Source organism: Maribacter polysaccharolyticus, from assembly GCF_028882255.1.
GTDB lineage: Bacteria > Bacteroidota > Bacteroidia > Flavobacteriales > Flavobacteriaceae > Maribacter_A > Maribacter_A polysaccharolyticus.
Genome location: NZ_JARBUY010000003.1, coordinates 694,936 through 707,905 on the forward strand (window position 1 = coordinate 694,936; position 12,970 = coordinate 707,905).

The 12,970-nt window shown below is 42.1% G+C and carries 8 protein-coding genes; all 8 read left to right on the forward strand.

The window, feature by feature from the left end; genetic code table 11:
* The first annotated feature begins 34 nt into the window (after positions 1-34).
* The 8 genes from PHU20_RS12515 to PHU20_RS12550 all read left to right on the forward strand — a co-directional run bounded on the left by PHU20_RS12515 (position 35) and on the right by PHU20_RS12550 (position 12,967).
* Positions 35-1,840, forward strand: a complete 1,806-nt coding sequence (locus tag PHU20_RS12515; protein WP_274825714.1) for an alpha-L-fucosidase — start codon at positions 35-37, stop codon at positions 1,838-1,840.
* Between the two features lie 96 nt (positions 1,841-1,936).
* The gene (locus tag PHU20_RS12520) at positions 1,937-3,394 is read left to right on the forward strand and encodes a hypothetical protein (protein WP_274825715.1); all 1,458 of its coding nucleotides are present in this window, start codon (positions 1,937-1,939) and stop codon (positions 3,392-3,394) included.
* Positions 3,395-3,450: 56 nt separating this feature from the next.
* On the forward strand, positions 3,451-4,866 hold the full coding sequence (locus tag PHU20_RS12525; RefSeq protein ID WP_274825716.1) for a sulfatase-like hydrolase/transferase: 1,416 nt from the start codon (positions 3,451-3,453) through the stop codon (positions 4,864-4,866).
* Between the two features lie 362 nt (positions 4,867-5,228).
* Entirely contained in the window at positions 5,229-7,133 is a 1,905-nt protein-coding gene (locus tag PHU20_RS12530) for a glycoside hydrolase family 97 protein (protein WP_274825717.1), read from the forward strand.
* Positions 7,134-7,141: 8 nt separating this feature from the next.
* The gene (locus PHU20_RS12535; protein WP_274825718.1) at positions 7,142-8,758 is read left to right on the forward strand and encodes a sulfatase; all 1,617 of its coding nucleotides are present in this window, start codon (positions 7,142-7,144) and stop codon (positions 8,756-8,758) included.
* Positions 8,755-9,015 (forward strand): hypothetical protein, encoded by a 261-nt coding sequence (locus PHU20_RS12540; RefSeq protein WP_274825719.1) that lies wholly within the window; start codon positions 8,755-8,757, stop codon positions 9,013-9,015. The genes PHU20_RS12535 and PHU20_RS12540 overlap by 4 nt, the downstream gene beginning before the upstream one ends.
* 4 nt (positions 9,016-9,019) lie before the next feature.
* Positions 9,020-10,405, forward strand: a complete 1,386-nt coding sequence (locus PHU20_RS12545; RefSeq protein ID WP_274825720.1) for a sulfatase family protein — start codon at positions 9,020-9,022, stop codon at positions 10,403-10,405.
* Positions 10,406-10,423: 18 nt separating this feature from the next.
* Positions 10,424-12,967: a GH116 family glycosyl-hydrolase gene (locus PHU20_RS12550; protein WP_274825721.1), complete on the forward strand. Its 2,544-nt coding sequence runs from the start codon at positions 10,424-10,426 to the stop codon at positions 12,965-12,967.
* The last annotated feature ends 3 nt before the right edge of the window (positions 12,968-12,970 follow it).

Here is a 12,970-nt window from a genome sequence, read left to right on the forward strand (position 1 = left end):
ACATGTGACCAATAAAAACAAATTATATAGACACATGAAAAATATGTTGTTCAATTGTCTAATGATGCTTTTAAGCATATCGTTTGGGTATGCCCAAGAAAAAGGCACGGTACCTAAAGATAAGAGTGTTGATATGAATGAGATGTGGGGGGAAAAAAATGTTTCTTTCCAAAACCTTGAAGATGGCAAGGCGAAATTATTCGATGAAGGTAATTTTGGGATGTTCATCCATTGGGGGCTGTATTCTAAATTAGGTGGGGTATGGAAAGATAAAACATATTACGGTATTGGGGAATGGATAATGAATCCCAGGGTTGCCGATATTCCACCCAAGGAATACATGAAAATCGCAAATGATTTTGATCCGCAAAATTTCGATGCCAAAAAAATAGCACGGTTGGCAAAGGATGCCGGTATGAAATATATCATTATCACCAGTAAGCATCATGAGGGTTTTGCTATGTTCAACTCTAAAGTCAGTGATTTCAATATTGTGGATGCCACCCCTTTCGGTAGAGATCCCATGAAAGAACTATCCGATGCTTGCCATGAACTGGGCTTAGGTTTTGGTTTTTACTATTCACATAATCAGGATTGGACATCGCCAGGTGCTACCGGAGGCCCAAAAACTGACGAAGAAGGTAACGAAGCAAGCTTTAAGGATTATTTCCAAAACAAATGTAAACCACAAGTAAGGGAAATATGTACCAACTATGGCGATATAGATTTTATATGGTTTGACACCCCCGGGGATATGAAAAAGGAGTATGTTGTTGAATTGGCCAATATGGTCAGGGAATTACAGCCTAATGCCATGATGTGTAGCAGAGTGGGATATGGAATGGGGGATTATTCCAGTAATGGGGATATGGAAGTGCCTACCAAGAATATAGAAGGTCTTTGGGAAACTTGTGATACCAATAACGATTCTTGGTCGTATGCATGGTACGATAACAATTTTAAAAGTCCCAAAGAAATATTGAAACGACTTATAGCTACTGTTGGTCGTGGCGGAACCTATCTATTCAATGTAGGTCCGGGTCCTGACGGGGCAATTCCTGAAATTGGGCGGAATTTTTTAATGGATGCGGGCAAATGGATTGAGAAATATCCGCAAGTAATCTATGATGCCGGAAGTTCGCCATGGCAACATGCCTTGCCTTGGGGAGATGTAACCACAAAAGGAAATTCACTGTTTCTTTCCGTCTTTGATTGGCCCCAAGATGGTCAATTGTATCTGCCCGGCCTAGAAACAAAAATCAAATCGGCAGCTTTGTTAAGTGAAAATGGTTCAAAGGAAATTTCTTTTACTAAAAAGAATGACTGGACAATTTTTGAATTACCCTTCAGTTCATCGGATTCACCGGTTTCGGTTTTGGAAGTAAAACTGGAAAGTAGTGTTGAAAATGTAAAAGTAGATACCACCTTAGGGGTTTATCCGAATATCGAATCCCTCTTACGGGTAGAATTTGCTGAAGTTAATGCTGCTGTAGAAGAAGAAATAAGTTGGATGGAAAAATTCGGCGAGTGGAAGCATGTCAACCAAGTAAGTGAATGGGATACCGACGGTAAGGTAACATGGACGGTAAATGTACATGAACCTGGGTATTATTATTTGGATTTGAATTATAAAGGCAAGGATCGTTTGGTATGGAAAACAATGACTGATGAGGGTTTCTTGGTGCAGAACCAACAGGCGGCTACCGGGAAATATCAATATTATAATATGGGGATAGTTGAATTTAAAACGGCTGGGAAACATACTGTCACAGTTTCCTTAGTGGAAGGTGATCCTAAAACTTCGAGTTTGAAAGCCGTATTGATCCAACCAATAAAGTAAAGGTTGTTTTTGATTGTCAAAGGCGGGTTATATATAAGTTTAACCGTGCCCATAGGCATAATTTGGATGATTGTTTTAAAGTAAAACCTTAAAATTATGACAACATTGAAAAAAAATAAATTGGTTTTTTTATTCGTATTTACGTTGCCATTTTTCCAGAATGTGGTTTATGGCCAAAACGTTTTTCATACGTACGCTATAAACGACAACGAGTATTCGATAAAAGACAGTTTTTCCATTACCATTGAAAGCTCTTATCAATTATATTTAGCCTTGGAGGATTACACTGATGGGGCTTACCTTAGTCTTTCTCAAATGACCAATGGGTATAAGGTTGATTTAGTGGGTCAGGATGCGAATAAGGGCCATCCTATTAATATAATTGGAGCCATTAAAGATGAAAAAGGAAAGGTTGTTTCTACTTATAAAAAGAAATTTACAGTACAGCAAAAAATGCCAAGGAATTCCACTGCAAAATGGATGTCTGGAGCTTGGAGCGTGCGATTTCCGGTGTCTGGAGGTGCTGAATTAGACAGCTTGGTAGCAAAAGGAGCTAACTATAATGTTGGAATTTCACAAATAGATAGCCTTAAAACCATTGGTTATGTAATTACGAATTTCACAATGAATGCACGTGGTTGTTACTTTACGTTAAGGGATAATCCTTATATCGATATCGCCAAAGAAATTCATCCTGGTTTAGTTCCCTCCAAAGCTAACGAGCAAATTATTCTCGATATTATAACGGCTTTTAAAAATAGAGGGTTGAAAGTGATTTTATATTTAGCAGGGGATGGCCCTGCAACTAGAGTGTTTAGAGATCGATATCCAAAATATGCTGCTGCATGGGCAAATTATTACCTTACGAAACACGGAGGAGACGAAGGTGCTGCTTGGAGATTACTTTGTAAAGGCTTTGCGGAACGTTTTAAAGGTTTGGTTGATGGTTATTGGGTAGATCATGCAAAGTACCTTCCCGGTGAAATAACCGATTTTGTTGATATGCTGAAGGATGTGGATCCAAGGTTGGCAATAACAGTTAACGACGGAAAAAATTATTTTCCAAATACCATCGTTGGTTCAGACGGTAAAGGAGCTGCGAATTACAAGGTAATTGATTTGTTGCCTACAGGAACACATAGTGATTTTACCACGGGACATCCAACTCCTTTGGTAACCGGGGCACCTCCAAATTCGTGGGCATACGAAGAATTTACGTTTAGGTCAATTGAAAATCGGCCTTGGGCGGAATTAGAAAATAAGTTCATGCTAAAGCATTGGTGGAGTCCTATGCGACAAGCCTGGAATGGTCAGAATTCACCATTGTTATTTGATGTGGAACAAGCCTATCGTTTTGTAAGAACCGTAACTGGTGCGGGTGGTGCATTCAGTTGGGCAAATACAATTACCTCGGGAAGGATTCCCCAAGAAGAGTTTCAAATATTCAAGGCAATAGATGAACGGATGCAGCAGTCTCCCAAACCTAATTATCTGCCTTATAAAAGACCAAAAGGAGCATATTTAAAAGAGGCTGAAAAAAAAGAAGCTGAGTAGTAAAATATTGAATTGGATAAGTATAAAATATTATAATGATTACAAAATATAGTATAATGGGAATTTTTAAATTAATTACTGTTTGTTTAATTGTCGTTACATCTTTTTATGGGTGCAAAGAAGAAACTAAAACGGAAAAAGAAAGTGTAAATACCATTTCAAAAAAACAGCCCAACATCATTTTTATTTTTGCCGATGATTGGGGTTACGGCGATTTGGGAATCCACGGTAGTACGTTCTGCAAGACCCCTAATTTGGATAAAATGGCTTCCGAAGGAATCGATTTTCAAAATTTTTCGGTTGTAAATCCCGTTTGTTCCCCTAGTAGGGTTGGGGTGGTCACGGGCCAATTTCCTGCACGGCAAAGTGTACACGGCCATTTTGCTTCCGTAGCATCGCATGCCAAACGGAATATGCCGGACTGGTTGGATCCCAAAGCACCGATGTTGCCCCGTATGCTGAAGAAAGCGGGTTATGCCACGGCCCATTTTGGAAAGTGGCACCTTACCAATACACATGTGGAAGATGCGCCATCCCCCTTGGAATATGGCTATGATGAATATGGAGCATTCAATTTAGCAGGCAGATTGCACCAAATGCAAGCGGATTCCACTTTGTATAAAACGATAGATTTCGTAAAACGACATAAGGATAAGCCTTTTTTCATTAATGCCTGGGTTCATGCAACACATACACCGCATTATCCAAAAGAGGAATATATGCAGCAATTTGCCCATTTGGATGAACAACAACAGGTCTATGCCGCTGTGGTCTCCGAATATGATGCGCGCATAGGGGATTTGTTCGCTACTTTAAAGGAACTTGGTTTGGATGACAATACGTTAGTGGTATTTTCTTCGGATAACGGTCCGGAAATATCGGGTAGCCATAAGAAAATTGACGATAATTCCACGGGGCCGGGCTTGGGGGAGTATTATTCCGTTGGTGAAGCGAATGAACTTAGTGGGCGTAAACGCTCTTTGTTCGCAGGTGGGGTACGCATTCCCTTTATCGTTAGATGGCCAGGTAATGTACCGGAAGGAAAGGTGGATAAAACTACCGAAATGGCAGCTGTGGATTTGTTGCCAACATTTTTGGAATTGGCAGGGGCAACTTACCCTGAGGGTTATGTGCCCGACGGGGAAAGTATCGTAGCGGCCATAAAGGGAGAAGCTTATAAACGGGAAAAACCTATTTATTGGGATTGGCGTTTTTCCAATGACCGCCCTTATTTTTGGCCAAGTGCCGCAATACAGGAAAATAATTGGAAACTGCTGACCAACAAAAAAATGAACCGTACGGAATTGTACGATATCAGTACGGATTGGGGGGAACAAAAAGACGTGTCTGCCGATAATCCCGGGAAAGTAAAGGCTTTAGGTGAGAAACTCGAAATGTTTCAAAAGACTTTACCCGAAGCTCCACCTGCCAACACCTTTTCCAAAGAAAGAAAAACCCTTGAATTGGAATAGCGTATTGGTAACGACATGGTTTTTGTTTTAGGTTTTTCTGGTCTTGTTTTCAATGTTGATTACGGTGTGAAAAGTAGGTGGATCAAACTAAAAAATCGACTAGTACCTACTAGTTGTTTTTTATTTTTTATATTTGGTATAGCAATGTAAATGGGGTGCGATTATTGGCTAACGACAGGGTGTTTGTTATAAAACTTAAGAAGCAATAACCATTTGATATGTAATAGCTTATTTGTACATGCGAAATAGAGGTGCATCCAGATATTGAAAAGGACTTCACGCTTATGTCATTGAATTTGAAAAAGAACTTGAAAAAAATAACCGCCCACCGGCTTTTGTAAGAAATGTAAACCATTATCAAAATGAAAAAAATCGTATTTACCATTGGTCTTGCACTCATTTTATTTAATTGCACAAAACCCAAACAGTTATCGATTACATCCCCCGATGGCCTAATTGAAGTTGTATTGGATCAAACGGATAAGGGTTTGGGCTACAACCTTTATGATGGTGGCAAAGACATCATTTTAAATTCAGGGATCTCCATTTTACCCGACTTGCAGGTAGAAGTTGTGGATGCTGAAATCAATGAAGTGCGTAATACATGGAATCCCGTTTGGGGGCAGTTCAGTGAAATTGAAGACCATTACAAAGAGTTGGAAGTATCGCTGAATTACGAAGGTGTCCCTGTTACACTTTTGGTAAGAGCCTATAATGATGGTGTTGCTTTTCGTTTTAAGGCCGATGAAATTCCAGCAGGGGCCAAGCCTTCTTTTTTTATCGAATACGGTTTGCCCGATACCAGTAACCTATATTCACCGGCGGGAGAAGGGCAGCCCTTTGGGCCTGTGGCTGTGACCGACTTGGGGAAAATCCAACCCAATGGTAAAAAACAAAAAATAAAAATGCCCTTGGTCGTAGCGCATCAAGAAAGTAAATTTTTATCGCTTTTGGAATCGGATTTGATCAGTGCGCCGGGTTTTGATCTCATAAACTTCAATTATGATGACCAAAGAAAAAAACTGGTTTCCATAAACGGGTTTGAGTCCGATGAGAGGAGCTTAACAACACCTTGGCGGGTAATTCTTTTGGAAGACCGAATGGGTGATTTACTTACCAATACGGTGCCACTGAATGTGGCGGCCCCTAATCAAATTGAAAACACATCATGGATTAAACCGGGGAAAACCCTTTGGGATTGGAGGGTTCATGGTTTCCAAGCCAAGGACGGATTTACGTATGGGATCGATAACGAAAGTTATTTCCGATTTATCGATTTTGCATCACAAAACGGGATTGAATATTTCCTTATTGACGATGCCTGGTACACCCATGTGGAACCAGGGGAAATAACAATGTCCGATAAATTGGATTTGGATAAAGTAGCGGCCTATGCCAAAGAAAAAGGGGTATCCCTAATTCTGTACTATGACAGGCGACAAGGGAATTATGGTGATGATGCCTTGTTCCCGTATTACAAATCCCTTGGGGTCAAAGGTATCAAATACGGTTTTATGGGGGCCAACGTGCCCTTTACCAGAGACGCCATTCGTATGAGTGCCGAAAGTAATTTGTTGATTGATTTTCACGATGGACCCGTGCCGTTCACCGGAGTAACGAGAACCTACCCCAATGCCATTACAAAGGAATTTTGTCATGCACAGCAAGATTCCAGACGGGCTTTCACCCCTAAAACCTTTATAAGGATGGCATTGATCAACGCGATTCAAGGCCCCTTGGATATGAACAATGGGGTTTTCGATATTACAAGCGTAAATGCGGGCAAAAGGGAAAAAGGACCTAAAAAACTGAATTCATTACGTACAACGGTCACTGCGGAAGCCGCCAGAACCCTTATCGTATTCAGCGGATTGGTGTGTATCCCTGATGCACCCGAAGCTTATGCCGAAAAACAGGATTTGTTTGAATTCATTAAAGAAATGCCCGTAGGAAAATGGGATGAGACAAAAATATTGCACGCCAAAATGGATGGGTATATTTCCACGGCAAGACGGCATGGAGAGGAGTGGTTTATCGGTTCGGTGCACAACGAAGGGGGTACGCTTGATATTACATTGGACTTTTTGAATGATGACCAAGAATATACCATTACCTTTTATGAAGATACCCAAGAAACCGACAGCCGTACGAATCCGGAAGCTTATCAAGTACGAACCGCAACCGTAATGAAGGGTGCTGTTGTACAGGCCAAGATGGTTCCCGGTGGTGGCCATTGCATGTGGATAAGACCGGAATCGAAGAAATAAGATCGCCCATGAAAAGACCAATATATTTCCTGGCGCTGATGACCCTTTTATCGGCATCATGCAAAAATGAAGATCATCTTTCAGATTCCAATAAACCCAACATCCTTTTTATCGTGGTAGATGATTTGGGGTATGCCGATTTAAGTGTTATGGGCAGCGAATATTATGAAACCCCGAATATCGATGCTGTGGCAAAATCGGGGAATGTTTTCACCAATGGCTATGCTACGTGTTCTGTTTGTAGCCCTTCGCGAGCAAGTTTGTTGAACGGGCAGTTTACGGCAAGGCACGGGATTACGCAGTTTGTTGGTGCGCCATCGGGATCGGAGTGGAAAAAAAAGAACCGATACACAAAGCTTTTACCGCCCGAGTACAAGCATCATTTGGATCACGATGATGTGACTTTGCCTGAAGTATTGAAAGAGAACGGATACCGAACCTTTTTTGCGGGAAAATGGCATTTAGGAGGCGCAGCGGATCACTCCTTACCGACCGATCACGGATTCGATATCAATCAAGGGGGGTATGAAAAAGGTGGGCCTTACAGCGGAGGTTATTTCTCTCCCTTCAACAATCCGCAAATGGAAGACCATGAGGAAGAAAAAGGAATGTCGCTTTCCATGAAATTGGCCAAAGAAACTTCAGGATTCATTGAGAAAAACAAAGACACCACATTTTTGGCATACCTCTCTTTTTATGCGGTACATGCCCCTATACAGACCACCAAAGACAAATGGAAAAGGTACAGGGACAAAGCCGAACAAATGGGCATTGCAGAAAATGGCTTTGAAATGGAACGTATTTTACCTGCCCGAAAATACCAAGATAACCCAGTGTATGCCGGCTTGATCGAACAAGTGGATGAGGCTGTTGGAAGTGTTCTTAAGACTTTGAAAGATAATGGTTTGGATAAAAATACCATCGTGGTGTTCACTTCGGATAACGGAGGGGTTACTTCCGGTGACAACTTCTCGACCGATCAATTGATGTTAAGGGGAGGAAAAGGGTACCAATGGGAAGGTGGTATACGGGTGCCTTATTTTATTTATGTACCATGGTTAAAGCAAAATGGGGGTATGATAGAAACCCCGGTTTCCGGCGCCGATCTGTACCCGACATTGTTAGACTTGGCGAATATCCCTTTAAAACCCGAAGCACATGCCGATGGCATTAGTTTAAAGCCACTTTTAAATGGGGAAGAAATTGATGATAGACCACTTTTTTGGCATTATCCGCATTACGGAAATCAAGGGGGGGAGCCGGTTTCCATTATTAGAAAGGACAATTGGAAACTGATTCATTACTGGGAAGACGATCACAATGAATTGTATGATTTAAATACAGATCTAAAAGAGGGTAACGATTTGTCTGGGAAAAACAAAGCGATAGCGGAAACCTTATACACACAATTAATGGATTGGTTGGAATCCATGAATACCCAATATGCAAAGGAAGACCCCGAATGGGATGAAGCTGCCCGTATTAAAAGACTGGAAAGCCATAAAACGAAACTCATGCCACGCTTGGAAAAGCAAAGAAGGGAAATGTTGAGCCCCGATTGGCAGCCCAATGACGATTGGTGGGGAAGTGAAGTCAACGAAATAAACCAAACTCAAAATCAATGAAGGCCAAAACTATTTTTATAGTACTTGTGGTAACCTTGTTTGTTTTGGGTGTTAAAGCACAACAGAAATGGCCCATATTAAAATCCTACGACCAAAATCACTTTCAACGCATAGCCATGCCTGTTGGCGGTTTGGGCACTGGAACGGTTTCTTTAAAAGGGAATGGTGCCAAACTGGATTGGGAGATTATGAACCGCCCCGCGAAAGGGTTTAACCCTTGGTTGTTCAAAGGAGTACCAATGATTACTAAAATTTAAACGTGTGAAAAATCTTGTTTGGCTATTTTTTGTATTCGGGTTTAGTGCTTGTCATTCCCAAGCGGTATCCGGGCCAGGGAAGCCCAATTTGATCATCATCTTTACCGACGATCAAGGCTATGGAGACCTGAGCTGTTTTGGTGGTACGCATGTAAAAACACCCAGAATCGACCAAATGGCATCCGAAGGCATGCGATTGACCAGCTTTTACGTGGCGGCACCGATTTGTACGCCATCAAGAGCTGCGTTAATGACCGGATCTTATCCCTCACGTATCGGCATGGCCGAAAGGGTGTTGCTTGCAGCCGATAAAAAAGGCCTTAACCCGGAAGAAATTACCATTGCAGAGGTACTGCAAGCGGTAGGGTACAAGACCGGGATGTTCGGGAAATGGCATTTGGGGGATCAACCTGAATTCTTACCTACCCGCCAAGGATTCGATGAGTTTTTTGGGATTCCCTATAGTCATGATATCCAACCCCTTCATCCCAATAACAAAAAGTTTGATTTCCCACCCTTACCCTTGATGGAGAATGCAGAAGTAGTTGCATTAAATCCTAATATCGGCGTACTGACCGAACAAATCACTGAGCGGTCCATTCGTTTTATTGAAAAAAATAGGGGCGCCCCTTTCTTTTTGTATATCCCCCATCCCATGCCGCATAGGCCTATTGCCGTATCAGCGTCTTTTGAAAAGGAGATCCCAGATTCTTTAAGAGTTTTTCCCAACGGTGAAAAAGGGTATTTCAATTATCGTGTACGTGATCAATGGTATCCTTATGCCATTAGTGAAATAGATTGGTCTGTAGGTCAAATTCTAGATGCTTTGAAAAAGAACGGTATCGATGATAAGACCATAGTGATTTTCACTTCCGATAATGGCCCTATGGTGGGAAGCGCCCATCCTTTAAGGGGCAAAAAAGGGAGTACCTATGAAGGGGGGATGCGCATGCCTACCGTAGTGCGTTGGCCTGGAAAAATCCCTGCTGGCCAAGTAAACGATGAGCTTATGACGGCCATGGACCTGTTCCCCACCTTTGCGAAGTTGGCAGGGGCAGCACTCCCGGCAGACCGGATACTTGATGGAAAGGATATTATGTCAGTATTGAGCGGTAATAGCAAAAGTCCGCACCAGGCATTTTTTTATCATAAGGGAAATACTATGGCGGCGGTAAGATCGGGTACATGGAAGCTGCATGTTGAGGGAGATAAACCAGTTGCACTGTACGATTTAGAAAATGATATTTCGGAATCCATAAATGTTTTGGAAGGGAATCGACCGATTGCCGATCAATTACTGGGTTGTATCACAGATTTTGAAGAAGACATTAAAAAAAATAACCGTCCGGCTGGATATCTTGAAATCCCTAAGGCACTCACTAAAAATTAAGCTGAATAAAACAGCATCATGAAGTTACTTCATTTTTCAATATTGCTTTTTTTAGTTACTTCTATGGTAAAGGCCCAGGATTCTGCCGCTGATTGGCCTGTGCTTAAAACCTACGACCAAAACCATACCGACCGCATCGCCATGCCCGTTGGCGGTATTGGTACGGGAACCATTTCGTTAACAGGAAGGGGTGCATTTGAAGACTGGGAAATTATAAGTAGGCCTGCCAAAGGGTATAACCCAAAATATACCGGCGTGGAAGTTATCAATCGGGCACCTTTTTTCTCCATCTATTTAAAAGAAGAAAATAAAGCGGCACAAGCTTTACTATTAGAGGGTCCGGTGCCTACAAAGTACGATGAAGGTTTTTATGGTTCAAAGGCACCCAATCACGGACTGCCCCGTTTTGCTCAAGCTACTTTTCAAACCGCTTATCCTTTTGGGCAAGTGTTGCTACGGGATAATAGTTTGCCTGTAGAAGTAACGGTTGGGGCGTTCAACCCTTTGATTCCCGGAAATACGGACGATAGTAGCCTCCCAATGGTCGTATTGAGCTATAAAGTGAAAAATACCAGCGATAAGCCAATTACGATTTCTTTGGCGGGTAACATCCCCAATTTCATTGGGTTTGATGGTAAGGAAGGTCAAGCCTATCAAAATATCAATACCTACAAAGAGGCCATTGATCTGAAAGGTATCCATTATTCCGCGAGCCAAGAAATAGAGAAAGAAAGTCCGCAGTGGGGGACGTTTAGTTTAACAACCAATAGTGACGGTGAAGTTTCATATAGAACCGCCTGGAAACCGGGAGATTGGGGAAACAGCACTTTGGAGTTTTGGGATGATTATACCGATAATGGTTTATTGGAAGAAAGAACGTCCGAACAAAAGAACAATATGGGGTCCTTAGCGGTAAAAACCACTTTAGCCCCCAACGAAGAAAAAGATATACGATTTTTTATCACTTGGCATTTCCCCAACCGACTTGGTTTTCAATATAAAGCCAATGTGGGCAATTACTATGCTACGCAATTTAAGGATTCATGGGAGGTCGCACGGAAAAATGTTCCCAGGATTCCCGAATTGGAAAAACAGACGAAAACCTTCGTAGATGCTTTTATCGAAAGTGATATCCCGGAAATCGTAAAGGAAGCTGCCTTGTTCAATTTAGCGCATTTGCGTACGCAACTCGCTTTTAGGACCAAATCGGGTTATTATTTAGGTTGGGAAGGTATCAAGGATAACGAAGGTAGTGGTTCAGGGTCTTGCACCCATGTTTGGAATTACGAACAGACCATCCCGTTTTTATTCGGCGATGTGGCCCAAAACATGCGCGAAGTGGAGTTTGGGTATGCGACCAACGATCGAGGATTGATGAGTTACCGTATTTATTTGCCATTGGAAACTAATGCCACAAGTTTTGGTTTGGCCGCCGCCGACGGACAAATGGGGTGTATAATGAAATACTACCGTGAATGGCAGCTTTCGGGTGATGACGCTTTTTTGAAAAAGAATTGGCCAATGGTGAAAAAAGCTTTGGAGTTCTGTTGGATCCCCAAAGGATGGGATCCCGATAAAGATGGCGTTATGGAAGGTAGTCAGCACAATACCATGGATGTTGAATATTATGGCCCCAACCCGCAAATGGGCTTTTGGTACCTCGGGGCCTTACGGGCAACGGAAGAAATGGCAAGCTACCTTGGTGAAAAAAAGTTTGCGAAAACCTGCAGGTCTTTATATGAAAACGGTTCTAAATGGATGGATGAAAATCTCTTTAACGGAGAATATTATGTACAGGAAATAGTGCCCCCAATGCATCTCGATAGTATTGCCAAAGGTCTTATCCGTGTAAAAAGAAGACTGGTTCCAAACGACCCACAATACCAGTTGGGAGAAGGCGTGCTTGTAGACCAGTTGGTAGGTCAGGTTGTGGCCCATATCCTTGACTTGGGACACCTTGCCAACAAAGAAAACATTAAGAAAACCAATGCGTCTATTTTAAAATACAACTACCGCGAAAGTCTAATGAAGCACCCCAACTTTATGCGCTCGTATGCCTATGGGGATGAATCGGCTTTGTTGATGGCCGATTATCCTGGGGAAAGACCCAAGCAACCGTTCCCGTATTTTACCGAGGTGATGACCGGATTTGAGCACACGGCAGCGGTAGCCATGATGTATGAAGATCAGGTGGAAGAAGGCTTAAAAACCATACGGGATATCCGTAATCGTTACGACGGAAAAAAAAGAAATCCGTTCAACGAAGCGGAATATGGTCACCATTATGCCAGAAGTATGATGGCTTGGGGCGGGGTGTTGGCAACAACGGGGTTTCATTATTCCGGGGTTGAAAAATCGATCCGTTTTACGTCAAAACCGGGTACCTATTTTTGGAGTAATGGCTACAGTTGGGGTACGTGTGAGGTAAAAAAAGGGTCGGCAAAAATAAACGTGCTTTACGGGCAATTGGAGCTTAAAAGTTTAACGCTTCAAGGTCTTGGCAAAAAGAAACTAAAAGGCAAAACCATTTCAAAAGGAGAAAATATAACGGTTAATTTTTAATAG